The following is a 19,667-nucleotide window of genomic DNA, read 5'->3' as shown; positions in this document are numbered from 1 at the left end:
TCCTATCCGGCATGCAAAACCGTCTGCCGCTTACGTTCATTCTGATTACCGTCGTGATCGACAGCATGGGTATCGGGCTGATCCTGCCCGTCATGCCCGACCTGATCCAAGAGGTCGAAGGCCACGATCTGGGAATGGCCGCTGTTTGGGGTGGTGTCCTCACCACGATCTTTGCCGCGATGCAGTTCCTGTGTGGCCCGACCGTAGGCAGCATTTCTGACCGTTTTGGGCGGCGCCCTGTCTTGCTGTGGTCACTGGTCTTCATGTCGCTTGATTACGTGCTTATGGCGGTTGCTGGCACGATCTGGCTGCTTGTCATTGGGCGCATCATCGGTGGGATCACGGCCGCCACGCAATCAACCGCGGCGGCCTATGTCGCAGATATTTCGACGCCTGCCGAAAAGGCCGTCAACTTTGGCCGCATTGGCGCAGCCTTTGGAATCGGCTTTGTGTTTGGGCCTATGCTTGGCGGGGTGCTGGCCGAATTCGGAACGCGCGCGCCATTTTGGGCCGCTGCCGTTCTTGCTGGTGCAAATGCTATCTTTGGCTATTTCGTGCTGCCCGAGACCGTGACCGACCGCATTCGGCGCAAGTTCGAATGGCGTCGCGCCAATCCACTGGGCGCTTTCAAGAACATTGGTCGGCTGCCCGGGCTCAAGCGGCTAATGCTGATCCACTTTGTCTACACCATTGCGTTTTTCGTCTATCCCGGCGTCTGGGCCTATTTCGGCGTCGCACGATTTGGTTGGGGTCCGGGCATGATCGGGCTGTCGCTGGGTATTTTTGGGATCGGCATTGCGATTGTTCAGGGCTTTTTGATGAAACCGCTGCTGGATCGGATCGGGGAACGTCGCGCCGTCATCCTTGGACTTGGGATTGATACGCTTGCGTTTGGTATCTTGGGGTTCATCACGAATGGATGGGTCGCACTGGCACTCATCCCGCTGACCGCACTGGGGTCAATCGCAGGCCCAGCCCTACACGGGATCATGGCGCGCACAGCATCCGATGACCAACAAGGCGAGCTACAAGGCCTCATTGCGTCTATTGCCGCGGTCGCGACGATCATTGCACCACTGCTTGTGACCCAGACATTCTATTATTTCACGGGCGACCGTTCACCGTTCTATATGCCCGGCGCGCCATTCTTAGTCTCGGCGATACTCACCATCGGATGCATTATGGTGTTCATTCAAACACCCCGCCCAAAATAAAGCCGGGCATCGTAACCACCAGTCGGGGTTTTCTTGGCGCTTTACCGCTGCTATTATGAACCCCGTTCAATAGAGGGGTAGGTATGGCTGGTAAAGTAGCAGAGCGCCGCGCGGCATTGCGCGACAATCTAATCATCATCGCAGAAAAGCGGATCGCGTCAGATGGCCTAAGCGCGTTGCGAGCACGTGACCTAGCATCCGACGCAGGCTGTGCCTTGGGCGCCATCTATAACGTCTTTGGTGATCTGACCGATATTGTGCTGGCCGTGAATGCGCGGACCTTCCATCGGTTAGGCGCCGACGTTGCTGCGGCCCTTGCCGATGCCCCGCAAGACCCTGTCGAACAACTTGTAGTCATGGCACAGGCCTATCACTGCTTTGCAGCAGCGAATTTGCATAGCTGGCGTGCCCTATTCGATGTCGAACGCGCCCCCGGCGAAGCAGCCCCCGATTGGTACCTTCAGGAAATGGGCCAGCTATTCGCCTATATCTCTGACCCGCTGGCCGTCATTTTCCCGAATCGAGATCCGCAAGAACTGGCTCTTTTGACGCGTGCATTGTTTTCATCCGTTCATGGTATTGTTCTTTTGGGACTAGATGGCGCAAGCGCGGGTGTACCATCCGACGATATTGATAAGATGATTGCCCTTATTTTAAGGCAATTCACAAGCAATTCCTAAAAATATGAACATTGTTCATTTTTATTCTTGATTCAAAAATACACACTCGCTATCAATAATTCATGAACAGCGTTCACGCGCTGAATGAAAGGAAGAAAGCGATGTTCAAGACACTAGCGACGTTAATCAACGGACAGAACGCACGTGCCGAAGACCGGGTACGTGACGCCTTTGCAATAGAATTGATCGACCAGAAAATTCGTGAATCCGAAAGCAGCCTGCGCGCAGCGAAATCAACGCTTGCCAGCTTGATCCAGCGCCAACGCGCCGAGGAAAAACAACACAGCAATTTGAAATCGCGCATCGTTGATCTGACAAAACGTGCCAAAGAAGCGTTGGAAAACGACCGGGAAGATATGGCAGCAGAAGCAGCCCGCGCTATCGCGACGATGGAAAACGAGCTGACAGTGCGTACGGAAACGCTGAACCGTCTTGAGCAAAAGGTAATCCGCCTGCGGTCATCCATTGAAAGCGGCCACCGCCGGATTATCGACCTGAAACAAGGTGCTATCCAAGCCCGTGCCGTGCGCCGTGAACAGACGATCCAGATGCAGATGGTCAAGACAGGCGCCAGCCACGGCAGCGTCGAAGAGGCCGAAGAGCTGATCCAACGCGTGTTAGGTGGTGACGATCCGTTTGAACGCAGTGAAATTCTGGCCGACATCAACCGCGACCTTGATGGCGACAGTGTCACCGACCGCATGGCCGACGCCGGCTTTGGGTCTGCGACGCGATCAACGGCTGACGATGTCATCGCAAGGTTGAAATCAAACAAAAAATAACTCAGACTAAAACACCTGAATATCTACAAGGAATTGAATAATGGCTCATGAGAAATCAGACAATAAACTGATCATGTTTATTAATGGCGCTGGCGTTGCTATCGCGTATGGGATGCTCGGAATTTCACTTTGGTTGTCACCGGACGTTCCACTATCTACCAAAGGCTTTTGGGCCATGTCCGTGATGATGCTGACGCTCGCACTAGTCAACTTTGTTAAATACCGCTTTGACGAAAAGATGTCCGAAGACCGCATTCAACGGATCGAAGACGCCAAGAATGAGAAACTGCTGTCTGATTACGTCAGCGAAAGTAACTAAGACCTTTGCCCCCCCGTGTTACACCGCGGGCGGGGTATTTGTACAAATCGCCGACATCCGCCAAGGTTGGTTCCATGAAATTTCTTCGTCACTTCGCCGCCCGCATCGTGGGTCACGCCATCCGGATCTTTGCCCGCGCAATCACTGCAGTGCGCGCCGATTGGCAAGGGATTGAACCGGTCCCGCGCCAACGCGTCTATTTTGCCAACCACACAAGTAACGGCGACATGCCGATGATCTGGGCCTCACTGCCCCCCGCATTACGCCGCGAGGTTCGCCCCGTTGCCGCCGCTGATTATTGGTTGAAAAACAAGCTACGTGCCTTTGTCGGCCCCGAAGTTTTCAACTGCGTGCTGGTCGACCGCCGCCCCGAAGTAAAAGACAAACCGATGGACAAGATTATCGCGGCACTGGACGAAGGATCATCGCTGATCATCTTTCCCGAAGGCAACCGCAACATGACCGAAGACCCCCTGCTGCCATTCAAAGCGGGGCTATATAACATGGGCGTCGCCCGGCCCCATGTTGATCTTGTGCCGACTTGGGTCGCTAACCTAAACACGATCATGCCGAAAGGCGAGGTCATCCCCCTGCCCTTGATCTGCACCGTTACCTTTGGTGCACCAATTCATGTCGAAGACGGCGAAACCAAAGACGCATTCCTAGAGCGTGCCGCAAATGCGTTGTCATCGCTCGCCCCAGAGGTGCAGTCATGAGCAACACAACCGTTGATATTTTGCTGCTCGCCTTTGGGAGCTTTGGCATTCTAATCGCACTGACGTTTCTGGGTGAGGTTCTACGCGCCCGCCAAGAACCCGGCACGCAAAACCCAGTACTCGAAACCTACATGACCCGCATCCAAAGCTGGTGGGGCATGGTCGCCTTTGTCGGCACAGCGCTGTTGGTCGGCAAGCTCGGTGTTATGGTGTTATTCGCCTTTTGCTCTTTCGCAGCCCTTCGCGAATTCCTTACCTTAACGACCAAAGCGCAGGCTGATCACATCTCGCTCGCGCTCGCGTTCTTTGTGGTGCTGCCACTGCAATACGTCTTTGTCGGGATGGGCTGGACCGGCATGTACACCGTGTTCATCCCTGTTTACGCGTTCCTACTTTTACCGATTGTGTCGGCCCTGCGCGGGAATTCCGAAAAATTCCTGATCCGCGTGGCAGAAACGCAATGGGGCCTGATGATCGCGGTATTCTGTGTCAGCCATGTGCCTGCATTGATTAACCTTGGGATCACAGCCAATAGTGATCGCGCGGTACTGATGATCGGGTTTCTGGTTATGGTCGTGCAGTTCGGCGATTTGCTGGAATACTTCTTTGGGCGGCGAATTGGCCGACACAAGATTGCGGCGGGCCTATCACCCAAAACGTGGGAAGGCGTCACCTGTGGTGTCTTGGCAGCAATGCTGACCGGCGCGTTGCTCAGCTGGATCACACCATTTGGCTTGTTCGGCGCGGTGGCTCTTGCCGGTGCTGCGTCGCTCGTGGGGATGCTGGGCAGCTTGGTCTTTGCGGCAATCAAACGTGATCGCGGCGTAAAAGACTGGTCACATCTTATCCCCGGCCAAGGCGGGTTTGTTGATCAGTTGGACAGCGTGATTTTTGCCGCGCCAATCTTTTACCACCTTGTCCGGTTCTTTTACGGGTGATTGAAAAACTGCGGGAGTTTTGACAGATTTTTTGCGATTAGCGTGCCAACACCACCGACCCGATGGCGGCGGATCGCGCGATAATCCTCTCGGCTCTTCCGCATCATCTGAGAAACCGAACGGTTACTTGCGCCACCCACCTGCATGCGCACCATGACCTGCGGAATGTAGGCGAAACGAACATTGCCCCGGACCAGATACCGCAGCATAGCATCGTAATCGCCAGATATTCGAAAGCTGGCGTCATAGGCCCCAAGCCGCTCAAACACCTCGCGCCGCAAATAGAGTGTCGGGTGTGGCGGCATCCATCCCCATTTCAGGCGGCCGCGGCTATACGGACCAGCCTTCCAATGACGGACAATCGGCGCGGGGTCACCCTGCCCGATATATTGTAGATCACCATAAACACCGTCGATTTCTGGATCACGCATCGCGCGGGCCACCTGTGCGATGGTATCAGAACTGGCCAACTGATCATCCGCGTGAAGCAAGCCAATCACATCGCCCGTCGCACGTGAAATTCCAGTGTTTATCGCATCATAAATCCCCGCATCTTTTGCAGAGACCACCGCCATATTCGGGTGGCCATGACAGCGCAAAAATTCGAGGCTACCGTCGGTCGACCCGCCATCTTGGACAATGTGTTCTATATCACTATAACACTGCTGTCGCAGGCTCTGGATCGCACGCGGAAGGGTATCCGCCCCATTCATCACAGCGGTGACAACGGATATCTTCATTTGGTGGATATTTCGTTCACATCGATCCCCAACACGACCTTTGTCGCCTCAACAGGTGTCGTGCCTGTTTTCGCCATATAGCGCCGGACCTCGGCCAATTTCGCATCGACAAGATAGCGATACCAAAACCCTTGTAGCACGTGGAATGACCGCGCCTGTTGTCCATCCAAAAAACCGAGGCGCAAGACATAGCGGTAAAAGAAATACGCACCCGCGCGAAAGCCACCGGGAAGACGGACATAGATATTGTCTTTGATCCAGCGCTTTGCGCCACCAAGTTCCAACGCAGCCTGCCCTCCGTGTTCACGGCTTAGGATGTCGATCACTTCTCGGCTAGCATAAGCATTATGTTTATTGATCCACCAATCGAGCGGCTTACGATTGTCATCTATGATCGCACCCTTCAGGTCGGCAGTCACCCCGTTGACGACAATATGTTCATCCATCCATCGATCTTCGGCTCGCCCAGCACCGTTTCGGAACAGGCGAAGAATACGGATCGGGAACACGCCGCCATAGCGGACATCCTGACCCAAGAACCGCATGCTGCGCCGCAGGTATAACCCTTCGACCTTTGGCAAACCGGCAGCGATTTCATCGGCCAATGCTGGCGTCACAAATTCATCCGCGTCAAGCCGCAGCACCCAGCCGCCCTGCCCCTTGATCTGATCAAGCGCCCAGTTGAATTGCTGCGCATGGGTCGTCCATGGGTGAAACAAGACCTCTGCCCCCGCATCACGCGCGCGCGCGACAGTATCGTCCGTTGATCCACTATCGACCACCAGCACGCGGGTCGCGATGCCACGCACCGACGCGACGGCGCGTTCGATGTGCAGCGCCTCATCCTTGCAAAGAATTATAACAGTCAGATCAGTCATGTTTTGCCTGCACCACCATCGGATTGCCGACACCGACCTTGCCTTCCGGCAGGTCCTTCATAGCAACAGCGCGCGCGCCTAAAATCGCGCCCTTTCCGATGCGCACTCCTGGTCCGACAAAGGCATCTGCGCAAATCCAAGCATCTGGGCCAACGCTTATTGGCGGCGTCATCAGCGGGCGTGCCAGATCACGTATATCGTGGCTACCCGCACATAGATGCGCATATTGTGACACGGTCGCACGTGCTCCAATCTGAATTTCACCCAAAGCATAAAGGATCGCGTGGTCACCGATTGCGGCCTGATCCCCAATGCGCAAATTCCAAGGCATCGTGATCCGCACACTTGGGTAGACATGCACGCCCTGCCCGATCCGCGCCCCGAACATACGCAACAGCCAAACGCGTAGCGCCCAACAAGGTCGCGGAATGCATCGAAAAATAGGCCAGCATAACGCCCAAGCGACACGCCTTACTTGGGTACGGCGGTCGTATTTACGATTCCGCCGATTGGCGCTTACGTCAACACGCGAGGTCAAGATCATGCCTCCTGCTTCATCGCGAGGCTGGCATAGAGTTGCGCAAAGCGTTGCGTCATAACTTCGGACGAGAAATCCTGGGCCATCCACGCGCGCCCCTTTGAACCCATCGCAGGCAGATCGCATTTCATCAGCGCATGTATTTCATCGGCGAGATCAGACCGGTGCAGGTCTATGCACCGCCCACATCCTTTTGCATCAAGCGCCTGCCAAGGTGTGCCAGTTGTCGTCAAGACAGGTACGCCATGGGCCAATGCCTCGGCCACTGCGATCCCAAAGTTTTCTGAATGGCTTGGCAGCACAAACAGGTCTGCATTCGCAAAAGCCTTGGCCTTTGCCGCCGTATCAGCATGGCCATGCATCCGAATGCGCGACGAACAACGCGCCTTTACTTGCGCCACATCTTCCGGCGCGCCAGTTCCAAAAATATCAAGCGTGACATGATCTGCAAGCTGCGCCATCGCATCGAGCAACCGCTCAATTCCCTTTTTGGGATGAATGCGCCCCAGATAGATCAGGCGAATATTGTCGCTTTCCACTTTTGGCAGCAACGGCGGAACTTCAACGGAATTCGGGATCAGCGCTGTTTCGATGTCCTTAAGCCGGGTCACACTCAGCGCGGCCTCGACTTGACTGGTCACGTGCAGCACCACGCGATCAGATCGCAGCAATTGCGCAGCACTTTCAAACGGACCCTTTGTCCTCCGACGTGGCGCTTCAGCCCATTCAGCTGTCGCCTGCAACGCCCCTCGCGGCGACCAGACAACTGGTTTACCCTTTAGCCGCGCAAGGGCGATCGTCGGCAACGTCGGAAAACTATAGGTGCCAGTCAGATGCACAACATCAGCCCAATCGATTGCCTTTGGAAGCTGTGCCAGCAGCCCGGGCGCAATGCAATGTCCCGCGATCCGTCGTGCATAATGGACCGGATATGGCAGCGCGGCAGGCGCAACGCGATCACCGCGTTTGGGGCTTGCCGCGTCAGTGGTTGAGACCCGAACGGACATTTGGGGCAAGGCATTGATGCCGTCGCAAATAGCTTTGGTCGACCAAATCGGACCACCCCAATATGTCGCCGGAAAGAATGACGGCGTGACGTGTAGGATATTCATACCACCTCCTGCGCCACCGGAAGGCGCTGCCTAATCGGCCGCGCCGGATTTCCGACAACCACGGCATAGGCAGGCACATCGCGGGTCACAATCGCGCCCGCGCCAATGACAGCACCGCGCCCGATATTTTGGCACTGTGGTAAGATCACGGCACGCATTCCAATCCAAACATCAGCTTCGATCGTTTTAGGTCGCGCCATTGCAGTGGAATGCGGATCCAACCCATGATCATGCGTGTAAACCACGACGTTCTCCGAGATCGTCACCCCATCACCAATGTTTAGCCCGCCAGTAATATCGAGATGAACATCACGATTGATTTGCGCTTTGTTGCCAATCACAAGTTGAGAATTGCGGCGTTCCGACGAAACATCGCAGCCCCGCCAGAAATAGCAGTCGCGGCCAACCGATACGGAACTTGGGTCAGCAAACCGCACCCCTGATTGAAAACGGCTACCACGGCCCGCGCGCTTCAAAGTCGCGCGGTGCATCAGAGTTGCGACAACAATGCCAACACGGCGATAGACCGCAGCGACAGCCCGGCAACACCAGTAGGTCACAGCAATCGGATTACGTCGCATAACGCCTCCTCATCCTTGCCGGCATGTGAGGTGTAAAGCGGGTCACAAACAGCGCCATCATCAGTGTCAAAAGCATGCATTGCGCGACTGCGCCGACGATAAAGGCACTGAACGAGGACTGCAGCGTCGCCTGTACAAACGGATAAAACAGGATCGGATAGAATAGAAACGACCCATATCGCAGCACGTGCATGGGGTTCAATAAAACCACTTCAATCTTGCGGTACATCCAGCCCAGAGCAAAACCAACGCCAAGCCCGGCCCAACGAAAATTGATAAATGCCTCGCCTGGACCGGTCACATTAAACGCGCCGCCCGTATAGATTTGCATAATGTCACGCTTAAAAAATACACCCAAATCAATCGCAGGTTTTTCCGGCCACACCGCACGCGGCACCCAACCAAAGATCCACCAAGTATAGCTTTGTCCAAGTAGCAGTTGATCTACTTCAACCCGGTCGGTGACCATAATCGCCGCATTAATATCTAGGAAGTATGTTGAACCAACGATCTGCTCCAGCAGTGACGCACCTCCAAGCCTGAGATGCGTCATATAGACCGCCATCAAAATCAGCCCAGTAACAGCCAAGCCGCCGACAAACAGCATTTTTCCAGCGATCCGTCCACCAAGGATCAGATAGGTTGCAAAGGCAAAGACCAGCAACTCGATCAGCTCAAACCTGTCACCTGATACCAACGCGATCAGGACAAGCAATCCACCAAGTACGCCAGCCGCCGCCAGCACGTGCCATGACCGCAAAGCAATCCCATTGGCCAGCAACAGTACAAAGGCAAATTTAGGAACAACGAAGAACGTCTTGATCCCTGCCAATGTCGCACCGACACCATCAGCATTAACATTGATTTGTTTGGCGTTATTCAGCCCTGCCAAAAGCAATGTATCAATTGTTCCGAAACCCCGCGCCTGCAAAATTAATGCAAAAGTCATAAGAGCAAACCCAAAAGCTGCAACAAACAGCCAGCCGCGTCGCGCGATTTGCGTAGCCACAACGCCCGCTTCAAACTGTGCATGCCCAACCGGGCGGAACGCGATCAGATAGCCGATGCACATCAGCAGAATGAACAGGCTAAGATATATCGCCCCGTTCAATACGGCCCAAGGTTTCGGATCGAATTGCTGATAAAACGCGAAATCCGGGGCAAAGCTGTAAACAGCAATTTTCAGCAAAAAACCAAAGCCGCAAAAATAGCTTAGCATATGCATCGGAGAAACAAGACGCACCACACCACATCGTTGCCCAATCGCAAACGGCAAAGCGGTACATATCAATGCGAGTAAAAGGACTAAGACGGTTTCCATTGCGCCTCCGGTCGAGTGCGCAAGAACCATGCAGAAGTATCAATGTGTCTTTGCTGACGCACTATGGCCCACAAGGCCAAGCTGCCCAGGCTCGTCGCCAGCAAATATGCCATCGCATTTGAGACGGGGCCAACAACAAACACGGTGCAACCACTATAGAAAAGAATGCTGAAGCCACGTGTGAGCGCAGCAAATTGGGCAAGCCCGCATAGCGTCGCCACCATAAGACCCGATGCAAAAACAGCCTGAATAAATGCGCAACACAACAAAACGAAAAACACCAATTGTCCGTCGCGCGCGACCCAAGCCAAAGAAATCAATCCGCATAAAAACAAACTGAACGCAGCGAAAAATGCGATCGCGCTCGCGGCACGGCTAGCCGCTTGTAGCGCGATCGTATCCCCCGCCCCATAAGACTTTGATATGTCTTTTGCGCTGACCCACGTGGCAACGCTAACCGGTAAGGCAACCAGATTGGCGACACGCCGCAACACGGCATATAGACCTATCTGCGTTGGCGATAACAATGCACCTCCGACGAAGATATCAATTTGGGCAAGCCCAACGCCTAATACAGATGTCCCCCAGAGCGAGAGCGACGGCGCCGGGGCGGCATGACACCTACCAATAATGTTACGGCGTTCGGCGGACCGAAACATCCAGATCGATAGTGGCAGCGCGATGCACCCCATGCCTAAGGCTGCTACAACAAGTATCGGCCCATCGCGCATGAACACAGCAGCTACCCCTAAAGCAATTTGCGGACTGCAATCTCTTAGGGCCATCGATAGGTTCACACTGCCCAGCGCACGCATGACGCTTGCCAAGCAGGTTACAAAGTTGATCCAGAACGCGCACAGCAGTATCGGCAACCACGTCATCGTCGGCCAAATTGCGGTTGCAATCATGCCTGACAGAACCGCCAGTGCGGCGGGTATAATGGTCATCTGAAAGAGTACCGCACTTACGGACATACCACCGCCATCGGTTAACGCGCGCAACATCAACAGGGGACCGCCAACTGATATGATCGGTGCGGCAACCAAGGCCGCACCCCAGATCACAGCCAGATCACCAAATGCAGCGAGCCCAAGATTCGCTGCTAGCCCAATCATCACCGCAAAATTTATTCCGACAATGGCACCGCGTAACAACATCGGGCCCAAAGCCTGCATGGCAATTAGTTTGCTGATGTGTGTAGCGACCATGAAGCTGCGGACCATCCTTTTTCATGTTCCCAGCGTGGGCGTTACCCAAAGCATTCGTTCATTGAGATTAATTTTCGGTTAACCCTGATGTGCCCATATATCTGCGGATCAATCACGCCGAAGGCACAGTAATAATGACTAAACGACATGCAGATGTGCCGCGCGAATTTTTGGATATGAACATTCACAGCCTACAGCCCATCCGACCATTCGATGTTGCTGCACTGTTTCGTAGGCTATGGCGCGGAAAATGGATTATTGCGCTAAGCACGCTCAGCGCGGTGATTTTGGCGGTCTACTACGCATTTGCGATCGCGCAACCGCAATACGCGGCGACCACAACAATACAGATCGAACCGCCACAAAATAATGCCTCAGAGCAAGCATCATTTGGCAACGATACTGCACGACTTAACACTCAAGCCGCAATCTTGCGGTCAGAACATATCCTAAAGCAGGTCGTAATAGACTTGGATTTATTAGACGATCCCGAATTTAACCGGTACCTGACACCTATCGCGCCTTGGTCGATAGCAAGCATTCGAAATCGCACGCGTGCGTTTCTAAGCGGCGTATCAGATGTTCCACCTGACAATCAGGCCATTTTGGCGAAAACAATCGAAAACTTAGCCAAATTACTAACGTCCAATCCCAAACGCGGAACCTACATTCTGGAAATTACGGCGACCACCAGCAGCGTGTCAAAATCCCGCTTAATCGCCGATTCCGTCACGGACGCTTATTTATTTAGCCAGATCGCCGCCAACACGTCGGAAACCGACGCCGTCATCGTGAGGTTGGCCGACCGTGTCGCTGAACTCCGAGAAAAATTACAGACACAAGAGTCCGCGATCAATGCTCTGGTGACGGATGGACAGATGCGGGACCATACGGTGCTTGATACACTTAGCAGGCAAGCGGCGGAAACGGATAAACAGATAACCGAAGCAAGGCGTAACCTTACACTGCATCCCGAAAACGCAGACCAAATGTCAGTGCAAATCCAAGCTCTTGAAACCTACCGCGACCAAATTGGCGCGCAAGTCTCAACCCAATCAGAAGGGTTTGTGACGCTGCAACAGCTAAGCCGCGAAACGGAAATTACACGTGTTCTCTACACAACGCTACTGGCGCAACTGCAAGACACCCAAATGCGCCGCGGACTAAATAGTCCAAGCGGGCGCATTTTATCACCAGCCGGAAACGGGCGGCACGTCGCACCGCGCAGAATGCTCATCCTTGCTATCGCCGCCATACTTGGCGCTGCTATTGGGATCGCAATTGTGCTGCTCAGACAACAGCGGTTCGTCAACGTGGATACCATAGAAGACGTCATCGCAGCGCCTGTCATAGCACAATTCCCCCGTACAAAACCCCAGCAATTGCCTGAGGAATTTGAAGAGGACAAAAGTAGCTTGTTACTTGATGCGGCCAATCAGCTTCGGGCAGCCGTATTAATCAGCAACCAACACAGCGACAACAAAGTTATTTTAACAACCTCCTGCCGTCACGACGCGGACCAAACAACTGTTACAACAACGCTTGCCACATCTCTTGCGCGGTTACAGAAATCTGTTTTGATTATTAACGCGGTTTCGCAACCTCGCACGCCCCCTGCATCGTTCGCACTTACTGACGTGGTTACGGGTATTACTAGCCTATCTGGCGCGGTCATATCGCACCCAACGCTGGCTATTGATACTGTAGACGCACTTGGTCCGCAGGGAGCCTTGGCAGATCTTTTCAGCAGTGACGCATTTAAACCGTTCATTTGCGACGCACGGGCAAACTATGACTATGTTATCGTGAATGCTCCACCTGTCATTCCCAAAGCAAACACACGCATCTTGGCGCAGTTCGCAGACATGGTTTTACTCAACCTGCGCCAAAACAGGACCCTGACGCGCGATGCAGTTGCGGCGTACGACACGCTGATCGCGAGCCAGAGCAAGGGTGTGAAAATTGTACTGTCCTAAGATTTGGCTGCAGTGCCCAACACACTGCAACCATGTTTATTTGACGCCTAGAACATGCCGGTTAAAAAACCCTAACGTGTCACCTGTCGAAAACTGAAACGCACCCGTCGACGCATAGGCTTTGGCCATCCAGTCATTCGCGCCACTTGCGGATGACCCATTTATATTGGGCCGCAAGATCGTGTCGAATTGATCAAACATGACGGTTGAAACGGGCAACCTCCCTGCTTCATGCCCGTAGGTCATGACGTTACCACTAAACTGCCCCGTCAAACCAACACGCGAAGCCCCGTCGCAAATGATATTGGCAGGGTTAACGCCGTTATGGTCGTCCAAAACCACAGGCGGGTGTCCAGCAGCTTTGACTATAGTAAAGACGTCCGACTTTGTTTCCCCGTCCCAACGTACCAACGGCACCATGCCAGCATAAATCCAAGCAAAGTCCGCAGTTGCCCCGGTGCCAATCAACGTAACATCGTGACGAATTTCACCCGGATCAATCGTGCGCTTCAGTTGGCACTCTCCGATGTCGCCGCCTTCTGATCGGTGCCAGGTGGTGTTTTCCGTGACTGTAATTTGATAACCAACAGACAGGCCGCTCATGTGTTGCCCAGGCACCCATTCAACCCCGTCTAGGTGTATAGACCGCGAGATTAAGCTCTCATTCCCGTGGGTTTGCCCACCAAGATCGGTTGTGTTGCCGCCCACGGTAAACTCGGCCGCGTATTCACGCTCGGACGCGTAATCAATCGCGACGAATGCCGGGTATGTTGGCCGATTATCAGCACGCCAATCCATTGCGCCGTCTGACGCAATACCGCCCAGATGTGTTGGCCCGGTGGTGCCGCTACTTGCTGTCGCTCGGGCGGTATAGAAAACACCACCATGCTGTACTTCGTCACCCATCGCATAATCAGTCTGCGGGGCCCACGGCGGGGGTAAAATGCGGTCGTCATCCAATGACCCACTAATAGCGACAGCCTCGATCATGATTGCATTGCCACCGGGCGTGGCAGTGCCGCCATTGCTCACAGAAATATCGTGATGCCCCGTTAGCCCACTTGCCACCTTTACCGCTTGGCGCCGGGTCAGGTCAGACGATGCATAGGTCGAAAAAGCTTTAAAACCTAGGGCTTCCGGGTCATCGATTTCATTGACCAATGACTGACCACCATCGATATCAACGCGACAATATCCGCCATTGGTACGACCTGTATAATAGATCCATAAGTCATAAGCCTCTTCGCGAACAACCGTAACTTCGGCCCTTGCAGCAGCCGAAGATGTGCTAATCGCGCGGTTACCGGTGTAGCTCGCTTGCAAACCAGACCCCGAGGACTGCAACTGTGACCAAGCGCCCGACAACTGCAAATCAGCCACTGTATAGATATTGCGCAGTTCCATCATTAACGTTTCACGCCAAGAATACCGCGTTCCCGGGTCATTCGCATCCAGACGCAAACAGGCCGCAAAATGCGGCGCAACTTCGGTCCAGACAGACAATGACCCCGACGGCCCATCGGCAAGGGCAACACGCTGCCCACCACCAGGCGCAAAAAACGCAGCCAATGGCTGCGGGCGCCCGGCACGCATGTAGCCGGGCGAAATCTCTAGACCGATCATCCGTTAGTACCACGCAACCAGTTGGGCAGTCGTGCCAGTGGCCAACACACGTAACGGGCGGATACTTAGCACAGAACCAGCAGTCAGATCGTAGCTAACCGCCACGCCGTCTTTGTCCTGCAACACAGCAGTTCCGCCAGTATTTACGAAAATCGCCCGCGGGCGCACCGGCAGGTCGGTCGCATCATCAGGGACGATTTCGAAATGGGATACAGCGGGTGAAGTCAGGTTGACGTAGTCAGAATCGAACGGGTCAGTCATGGGAATGCTCCAGTTAAAAAGACACTCCATCCTTAGTTAGGCTTGCTTAGGAAACTCTTTGGGACGCGTACGTAGGGACGCGCAACAGGTGTTCAGGCACCGCGCCGGGCCAACACAACGATCAGCGTCCGCCATGCAATCTGCATATCCAAACGAAAGCTTGCATTCGCAATGTAGTACAAATCCGCCGCCACTTTGCGACGCACAGCACCAATACTGTCGATGTAACCCAGTTCAGTCTGTGCATAGCCGCTAATCCCCGGCAAAACACGGTGGCGGGCGGCATAGCCCGGAATATCACGTAAATAGACGCGAGCATGGTCATAGCAATCAGGACGCGGACCAATCAGACTCATCTCGCCGCGAAGGACATTAATCACCTGCGGTAGTTCATCAATTCGCGTTTTTCGCAACCAACGACCAAGCCTTGTAACACGGTCCACATCAAGCGGGTCAAATGCACCACGCGCCACAGGTGCCGGACGCATCGTACGGAATTTGATAACATCAAACGGCAGACAATCCTGCCCCATACGCCGCTGTACAAAGATCAAAGGCCCTGCGTTCACGAACGGGTTCAACATGACCAGCACCGCCGCAAAGACCATAAGAGGAACCAACAAAAGCAAGGCAACACATTTATCGAAAATCAATTTTGGCCACGGCTGCGATACCGGTTGCTTTGGTATGACGTGACCTTGCAAAACCGTGTCATTATGCAAATCGAACATTTCCAGTACCATCAACCAATATTGGCCCCGCGGACCGTTATGGTTAATGAAACTGAGAGAGTAAGGTTAACGATAGCTTAATAATACGAGTAAAAACCGTTTAATTTTAACGCGATATGAATTTTCGGGACTGTATTCATTAACGAACACACCCCATGCGCGATTGACCAGGCTGGACACATCTTAAGGCAATACCACTACAGCAACTTGAACTGCGCCAGTACGGCATCATGGTCCGACAATGGCCGCCCAGTCTGATCCAGACTTGGCAGTATTTGGGCGTTGGCACCTGTAACGCCACGGCTGCAAAACCAGTCCAGTTTCATTGTGCGATCAGGATGTGGGGTGATCAGGCTTGGGCGGGTCGTAAACCCCGGCGCATTCGCATCCCAACTGTATCCTCGCTCGCGCGCGGTATCGAACAGCGTTTCATCTTCCCAGCGAAAGTCCGGCGGGATGTGGTTGCCCGTGTTCAGATCGCCACCGATGATCACCGGCATGCCCGGGGCAAAATCGTCTATCGCATCAAGCAACCGTATCATCTGCATATTGCGATGCGGCGCATCAGCATTGCTTTCTAAATGGGTCGAGACAAAACACACCTCCCGCCCATCCACTTTAATCACCCCAGCAATCGCCATGCGGCCACCAACCCGCGGTTGCCCGGGGTCTACTGCGTTTTTATCTGGTGCAAACCAATGCCCATGATCATCCAGCCGGATCAGTTCCAAACGTTCAAACGGCGCACACGACAAGATCGCATTCCCGTGCCAGCCCTCGGCGTTATAGTCATCAGTGCAAAAATCTCGCTCTGTTGCACCACCAAGGTCTAGCTCGTGAAACTCAACACCGTAAGCATAGGCCATCCCCAAATGGCCAGCCATGTCAGCCATAGTGTGGCGTTGACCAGTGCGTGCCATGCCTTTGTCGGCCTCGGACACTAACACCACTTGGGGCGCGAATGGACGCAGATGATCAGCGCTCGCTTCGGGGAACAAGCAACGCTCAAGGTTCCACGCCGCGACCGTCACAGGCCCCTCCAAAGTACCAGCCGCATGACCTCCTGTTTCGATCAACGACATCGCAGGGATTTGATGCATCAACGCGCGATGTGCCTCTGGCGTCGGTAGCGCGTTCAAAATTTGATCGCGCTGCGTCTTAGTCACCAACGGCATTTCTGCGACGACTTTAGTCATAGGCGTTTTCCCGTCTCCGCATCGAACAAATGCAAAGCGTTCGTCGGAAACTCAAGCATCAGTTCTTCGGCCAAGGCTATGTCATCGTTTGGCGCGTTCACCACGAAATCTTGCCCGGCAACTGTACCATGCAAAAGACGGCTCGCCCCCAATTCTTCGATCAGGGTCAGTTTAAACGGGATAGTTCCCATTGGTGAAACGGCAACCTCCTCGGGGCGGATACCCAGCAAAACAGAACCATCCGCACAAGGCATCTGCACAGCGCTTTCGCCGACACGAACCTTGCCACCATCCGCATTGCCATTCAGCAGGTTCATCGGAGGCGCCCCCATAAACGATGCAACAAACGTAGAAGCTGGCGTGCGGTATATTTCAGACGGCGTGCCGATCTGCTCAATCCCGCCAGCATTCAACACGAAAATCCGATCCGCCATTGTCATCGCTTCGACCTGATCGTGTGTCACATACATCGCTGTGACGTTCAAACGACGCTGCAGGTTACGGATTTCCACGCGCATCTGGTGGCGCAGCTTTGCATCAAGGTTCGACAATGGCTCATCAAACAAAAACAGCGCAGGATCACGCACAATCGCACGGCCCATCGCAACGCGCTGACGCTGACCACCAGACAGCTGGCTCGGGCGACGGTCAAGCAATGGCGTCAGGCTCAGCATCTCGGCGGCCTCTGCTACCTTAGTAGCGATCGCATCCTTAGATGCACCACGGTTCTTCAAACCATAGGCCATATTCTTAGCCACGGTCATATGCGGGTAAAGCGCGTAGTTCTGGAACACCATCGCGATGTCGCGTTCCGCCGGATCAAGATCGTTCACCACACGCTCACCAATGCGCAGGTCACCGGTCGTGATGTCCTCTAGTCCGGCGACCATACGCAGCAATGTTGATTTGCCGCAGCCCGATGGGCCAACCAGCACAATCAATTCACCATCTGCAATGTCAAAGCTGGCAGGACGCACAGCCTGCGCCCCATTAGGGTAAGTTTTCGAAATATCGGTAACGCTTACGGTTGCCATCTTGGTCTTCCTATTTCTCGGATTCAACGAGGCCCTTAACGAACCAGCTTTGGAAAAAGATCACGATCACGACGGGCGGCAACATTGCGATGATAGCAAGCGCCCAAGCCTGACCGTATTCGGGGATTTGGTTACCTTCGTAGATCGACTGGGTGATCTGCTTGATACCGCGCACCAGTGTGAACAGGCCCTCATCCGTGGTGATCAGGGTCGGCCACAGATATTGGTTCCAACCGTACACAAACATGATGATAAAGATCGCTGCGATCATCGTGCGCGACAGCGGAACCAGAATATCGATAAAGAACTTTCCAGGCCCTGCCCCATCAATGCGTGCGGCCTCGACCAATTCTTCGGGGACGGACAAAAAGAACTGCCTGAAAAAGAACGTACCAGTCGCAGATGCCAACAAGGGTACGATTAACCCACCATAGGTATTGGCCATGCCTAGCCCGGTGACCACCTCGTAAGACGGTAAAATGCGCACCTCAAGCGGGAGAAGGATTGTCGTAAAGATCACCCAAAACGCAAAGGTCGCAAAACGCAGGCGGAAGTAAACGATCGCATAGGCAGCCGCCATCGACAGAACGATCTTACCCACCGCGAACCCGATCCCAAGGATCAGCGAATTCATGAGCATTGTGGTGCCATCAATCTGTTCGCTAAAGCCGCCCTTTTCAAACATGGCGGCATAGAAATTATGGCCCATCTGATCGCCAAATCCGAACTGCAGCCCTTCGCGGGACAGCGTGATATTGTCATGGCTGGTCGTGGTAAAAGCCAGATAAACCGGGAAAAGCATCAGCAAACCACCCAAGATCAAGATCGCATGGTCTACGATATCGCTCAGGCGAATGGGCTTTTTGTTACGCGTTATCTTGGTCATATCTCTGCCCTCAGGTATAATGGATGCGGCGTTCAAGCATGCGGAACTGCATCACGGTCAGCAGCAAAACAAGGACCATCAAGACAACCGACTGTGCAGACGATCCACCCAAATCATTGCCGCGGAACCCATCGGTATAGACCTTGTAAACAAGCGTAATCGGGTTCGATGCAGGGTTACCTTTGACCATGATGTCAATGACCCCAAAGGTATCGAACAGCGCATAGGTAATGTTAATGATCAGCAAAAAGAACGCGGTCGGTGCCAACAAAGGAAAGGTTATATCCCAAAACCTGCGAGTACCCGATTTGTTGTCAATCAACGCGGCCTCGCGAACAGCGACAGGGATGGACTGCAAGCCAGACAACAGGAAAATAAAGTTGACCGGTATCTGCTTCCAAACCGACACAACGATCATCGCAAACGCTGTATCGTTGTAGTTCAACCCGATTTGAAGATTGTAGCCAAAGAACGCGAACAGGTCAGTGATCGGGCCGATGTTTTGATCAAACAGCAAACTACCCAAAAACCCGGCCACCGGCGGGGCAACAGCATAAACCCACATCAGCAATGTACGGTATGTCTTGGCGCCACGGATAACCTTGTCGGCCTTAACGGCCAGCAATAACGCTATGCCCAGCGATAGGAATGTCACGACAACAGTAAAGAACAGCGTGAACCCCGCGACTTTGGCGTACTCGGATGATTTGGCAAGCCGGGTATAGTTGTCAGCCCCGACATAGTTGGACCCAAATCCAAAAGGATCCTGCAAGAAAAACGACGAATAGATCGCCTCCCATGCTGGCCAATAGAAAAACACAGCGATGATAATCAACTGGGGCATCAATAGTGCCACAGGCATCAATGGCTGCGAGAACGCCGCGCGCTTCATGTCGTGTTCCTGATATTCATAAATGCAAAGAGCGGCCGCAT

General features: G+C 53.8%; 21 protein-coding genes. 7 read left to right on the top strand and 14 right to left on the bottom strand.

The genetic code is table 11. The features are described from left to right. The first annotated feature begins 11 nt into the window (after positions 1 to 11). From CYQ09_RS12340 to CYQ09_RS12315, 6 genes are all read left to right on the top strand, one after another. The gene (locus tag CYQ09_RS12340) at positions 12 to 1,214 is read left to right on the top strand and encodes a TCR/Tet family MFS transporter (RefSeq protein WP_106745700.1); all 1,203 of its coding nucleotides are present in this window, start codon (positions 12 to 14) and stop codon (positions 1,212 to 1,214) included. An 83-nt stretch (positions 1,215 to 1,297) separates the two neighbouring features. After that, entirely contained in the window at positions 1,298 to 1,894 is a 597-nt protein-coding gene (locus tag CYQ09_RS12335; RefSeq protein ID WP_106745699.1) for a TetR/AcrR family transcriptional regulator, read from the top strand. 101 nt (positions 1,895 to 1,995) lie between these two features. Further along, positions 1,996 to 2,676 (top strand): PspA/IM30 family protein, encoded by a 681-nt coding sequence (locus tag CYQ09_RS12330; RefSeq protein WP_106745886.1) that lies wholly within the window; start codon positions 1,996 to 1,998, stop codon positions 2,674 to 2,676. Between the two features lie 40 nt (positions 2,677 to 2,716). Further along, the gene (locus CYQ09_RS12325; RefSeq protein WP_106745698.1) at positions 2,717 to 2,995 is read left to right on the top strand and encodes a hypothetical protein; all 279 of its coding nucleotides are present in this window, start codon (positions 2,717 to 2,719) and stop codon (positions 2,993 to 2,995) included. Between the two features lie 74 nt (positions 2,996 to 3,069). Next, positions 3,070 to 3,711 (top strand): lysophospholipid acyltransferase family protein, encoded by a 642-nt coding sequence (locus CYQ09_RS12320; RefSeq protein ID WP_106745697.1) that lies wholly within the window; start codon positions 3,070 to 3,072, stop codon positions 3,709 to 3,711. Then, entirely contained in the window at positions 3,708 to 4,649 is a 942-nt protein-coding gene (locus CYQ09_RS12315; protein WP_106745696.1) for a phosphatidate cytidylyltransferase, read from the top strand. Before CYQ09_RS12320 ends, CYQ09_RS12315 begins: the two co-directional genes overlap by 4 nt. Here CYQ09_RS12315 and CYQ09_RS12310 read toward each other — a convergent pair. Genes CYQ09_RS12310 through CYQ09_RS12280 form a run of 7 tightly spaced genes read right to left on the bottom strand, consistent with a single transcriptional unit; the run spans position 4,640 to position 11,042 of the window. Continuing rightward, complete coding sequence (locus tag CYQ09_RS12310; protein WP_106745695.1) at positions 4,640 to 5,389, bottom strand: glycosyltransferase family 2 protein; 750 nt, start codon at positions 5,387 to 5,389, stop codon at positions 4,640 to 4,642. The two genes, CYQ09_RS12315 and CYQ09_RS12310, sit on opposite strands and share 10 nt — an antisense overlap. Beyond that, the gene (locus tag CYQ09_RS12305) at positions 5,386 to 6,267 is read right to left on the bottom strand and encodes a glycosyltransferase family 2 protein (RefSeq protein WP_106745694.1); all 882 of its coding nucleotides are present in this window, start codon (positions 6,265 to 6,267) and stop codon (positions 5,386 to 5,388) included. The genes CYQ09_RS12310 and CYQ09_RS12305 overlap by 4 nt, the downstream gene beginning before the upstream one ends. Then, positions 6,260 to 6,811, bottom strand: a complete 552-nt coding sequence (locus CYQ09_RS12300) for an acetyltransferase (RefSeq protein ID WP_239495938.1) — start codon at positions 6,809 to 6,811, stop codon at positions 6,260 to 6,262. The genes CYQ09_RS12305 and CYQ09_RS12300 overlap by 8 nt, the downstream gene beginning before the upstream one ends. Next, complete coding sequence (locus tag CYQ09_RS12295; protein WP_106745693.1) at positions 6,808 to 7,917, bottom strand: glycosyltransferase; 1,110 nt, start codon at positions 7,915 to 7,917, stop codon at positions 6,808 to 6,810. The genes CYQ09_RS12300 and CYQ09_RS12295 overlap by 4 nt, the downstream gene beginning before the upstream one ends. Beyond that, a complete protein-coding gene (locus tag CYQ09_RS18555; protein WP_275425366.1) occupies positions 7,914 to 8,498 on the bottom strand; it encodes an acyltransferase in 585 nt (194 codons plus the stop codon). Before CYQ09_RS18555 ends, CYQ09_RS12295 begins: the two co-directional genes overlap by 4 nt. Next, positions 8,488 to 9,819 (bottom strand): oligosaccharide repeat unit polymerase, encoded by a 1,332-nt coding sequence (locus tag CYQ09_RS12285; protein ID WP_106745692.1) that lies wholly within the window; start codon positions 9,817 to 9,819, stop codon positions 8,488 to 8,490. The genes CYQ09_RS18555 and CYQ09_RS12285 overlap by 11 nt, the downstream gene beginning before the upstream one ends. Then, positions 9,804 to 11,042, bottom strand: coding sequence for a hypothetical protein (locus CYQ09_RS12280; RefSeq protein WP_106745691.1), 1,239 nt, complete (start codon positions 11,040 to 11,042; stop codon positions 9,804 to 9,806). Before CYQ09_RS12280 ends, CYQ09_RS12285 begins: the two co-directional genes overlap by 16 nt. A gap of 119 nt (positions 11,043 to 11,161) precedes the next feature. On the opposite strand from CYQ09_RS12280, the gene CYQ09_RS12275 reads away from it, so the two are divergent. Beyond that, entirely contained in the window at positions 11,162 to 13,003 is a 1,842-nt protein-coding gene (locus tag CYQ09_RS12275; protein WP_106745690.1) for a GumC family protein, read from the top strand. A 36-nt stretch (positions 13,004 to 13,039) separates the two neighbouring features. On the opposite strand, the gene CYQ09_RS12270 is transcribed toward CYQ09_RS12275, so the two are convergent. The 7 genes from CYQ09_RS12270 to CYQ09_RS12240 form a co-directional block, all read right to left on the bottom strand. Continuing rightward, positions 13,040 to 14,626, bottom strand: coding sequence for a hypothetical protein (locus CYQ09_RS12270; protein ID WP_106745689.1), 1,587 nt, complete (start codon positions 14,624 to 14,626; stop codon positions 13,040 to 13,042). Positions 14,627 to 14,629: 3 nt separating this feature from the next. Continuing rightward, positions 14,630 to 14,887, bottom strand: coding sequence for a spike base protein, RCAP_Rcc01079 family (locus tag CYQ09_RS12265; RefSeq protein WP_106745688.1), 258 nt, complete (start codon positions 14,885 to 14,887; stop codon positions 14,630 to 14,632). A gap of 92 nt (positions 14,888 to 14,979) precedes the next feature. Beyond that, positions 14,980 to 15,618, bottom strand: coding sequence for a sugar transferase (locus tag CYQ09_RS12260; protein ID WP_106745883.1), 639 nt, complete (start codon positions 15,616 to 15,618; stop codon positions 14,980 to 14,982). A 197-nt stretch (positions 15,619 to 15,815) separates the two neighbouring features. Further along, positions 15,816 to 16,814: an endonuclease/exonuclease/phosphatase family protein gene (locus CYQ09_RS12255; RefSeq protein WP_106745687.1), complete on the bottom strand. Its 999-nt coding sequence runs from the start codon at positions 16,812 to 16,814 to the stop codon at positions 15,816 to 15,818. After that, a complete protein-coding gene (gene ugpC / locus CYQ09_RS12250; protein ID WP_106745686.1) occupies positions 16,811 to 17,848 on the bottom strand; it encodes a sn-glycerol-3-phosphate ABC transporter ATP-binding protein UgpC in 1,038 nt (345 codons plus the stop codon). The genes CYQ09_RS12255 and ugpC overlap by 4 nt, the downstream gene beginning before the upstream one ends. Positions 17,849 to 17,858: 10 nt before the next feature. Further along, a complete protein-coding gene (gene ugpE, locus CYQ09_RS12245; RefSeq protein ID WP_106745685.1) occupies positions 17,859 to 18,734 on the bottom strand; it encodes a sn-glycerol-3-phosphate ABC transporter permease UgpE in 876 nt (291 codons plus the stop codon). Between the two features lie 10 nt (positions 18,735 to 18,744). Continuing rightward, positions 18,745 to 19,626, bottom strand: a complete 882-nt coding sequence (locus CYQ09_RS12240) for an ABC transporter permease subunit (protein WP_106745684.1) — start codon at positions 19,624 to 19,626, stop codon at positions 18,745 to 18,747. Between the last annotated feature and the right edge of the window lie 41 nt (positions 19,627 to 19,667).

This window comes from Yoonia maritima (assembly GCF_002933395.1).
GTDB lineage: Bacteria > Pseudomonadota > Alphaproteobacteria > Rhodobacterales > Rhodobacteraceae > Yoonia > Yoonia maritima_A.
Note: the sequence above shows the minus strand (reverse complement) of the source record. Positions and strands in the feature narration are given on the sequence as shown.

What these genes read in the sequence shown, in the direction of transcription:
- CYQ09_RS12285 (WP_106745692.1), bottom strand. Translation starts at nt 9,819, where the DNA reads ATGGAAACCGTCTTAGTCCTTTTACTCGCATTGATATGTACCGCTTTG.
- CYQ09_RS12240 (WP_106745684.1), bottom strand. Translation starts at nt 19,626, where the DNA reads ATGAAGCGCGCGGCGTTCTCGCAGCCATTGATGCCTGTGGCACTATTG.
- CYQ09_RS18555 (WP_275425366.1), bottom strand. Translation starts at nt 8,498, where the DNA reads ATGCGACGTAATCCGATTGCTGTGACCTACTGGTGTTGCCGGGCTGTC.
- CYQ09_RS12260 (WP_106745883.1), bottom strand. Translation starts at nt 15,618, where the DNA reads ATGTTCGATTTGCATAATGACACGGTTTTGCAAGGTCACGTCATACCA.
- CYQ09_RS12325 (WP_106745698.1), top strand. Translation starts at nt 2,717, where the DNA reads ATGGCTCATGAGAAATCAGACAATAAACTGATCATGTTTATTAATGGC.
- CYQ09_RS12335 (WP_106745699.1), top strand. Translation starts at nt 1,298, where the DNA reads ATGGCTGGTAAAGTAGCAGAGCGCCGCGCGGCATTGCGCGACAATCTA.
- CYQ09_RS12330 (WP_106745886.1), top strand. Translation starts at nt 1,996, where the DNA reads ATGTTCAAGACACTAGCGACGTTAATCAACGGACAGAACGCACGTGCC.
- CYQ09_RS12315 (WP_106745696.1), top strand. Translation starts at nt 3,708, where the DNA reads ATGAGCAACACAACCGTTGATATTTTGCTGCTCGCCTTTGGGAGCTTT.
- ugpC (WP_106745686.1), bottom strand. Translation starts at nt 17,848, where the DNA reads ATGGCAACCGTAAGCGTTACCGATATTTCGAAAACTTACCCTAATGGG.
- CYQ09_RS12310 (WP_106745695.1), bottom strand. Translation starts at nt 5,389, where the DNA reads ATGAAGATATCCGTTGTCACCGCTGTGATGAATGGGGCGGATACCCTT.
- CYQ09_RS12270 (WP_106745689.1), bottom strand. Translation starts at nt 14,626, where the DNA reads ATGATCGGTCTAGAGATTTCGCCCGGCTACATGCGTGCCGGGCGCCCG.
- CYQ09_RS12300 (WP_239495938.1), bottom strand. Translation starts at nt 6,811, where the DNA reads ATGATCTTGACCTCGCGTGTTGACGTAAGCGCCAATCGGCGGAATCGT.
- CYQ09_RS12255 (WP_106745687.1), bottom strand. Translation starts at nt 16,814, where the DNA reads ATGACTAAAGTCGTCGCAGAAATGCCGTTGGTGACTAAGACGCAGCGC.
- CYQ09_RS12305 (WP_106745694.1), bottom strand. Translation starts at nt 6,267, where the DNA reads ATGACTGATCTGACTGTTATAATTCTTTGCAAGGATGAGGCGCTGCAC.
- CYQ09_RS12320 (WP_106745697.1), top strand. Translation starts at nt 3,070, where the DNA reads ATGAAATTTCTTCGTCACTTCGCCGCCCGCATCGTGGGTCACGCCATC.
- CYQ09_RS12265 (WP_106745688.1), bottom strand. Translation starts at nt 14,887, where the DNA reads ATGACTGACCCGTTCGATTCTGACTACGTCAACCTGACTTCACCCGCT.
- CYQ09_RS12295 (WP_106745693.1), bottom strand. Translation starts at nt 7,917, where the DNA reads ATGAATATCCTACACGTCACGCCGTCATTCTTTCCGGCGACATATTGG.
- CYQ09_RS12280 (WP_106745691.1), bottom strand. Translation starts at nt 11,042, where the DNA reads ATGGTCCGCAGCTTCATGGTCGCTACACACATCAGCAAACTAATTGCC.
- CYQ09_RS12275 (WP_106745690.1), top strand. Translation starts at nt 11,162, where the DNA reads ATGACTAAACGACATGCAGATGTGCCGCGCGAATTTTTGGATATGAAC.
- ugpE (WP_106745685.1), bottom strand. Translation starts at nt 18,734, where the DNA reads ATGACCAAGATAACGCGTAACAAAAAGCCCATTCGCCTGAGCGATATC.
- CYQ09_RS12340 (WP_106745700.1), top strand. Translation starts at nt 12, where the DNA reads ATGCAAAACCGTCTGCCGCTTACGTTCATTCTGATTACCGTCGTGATC.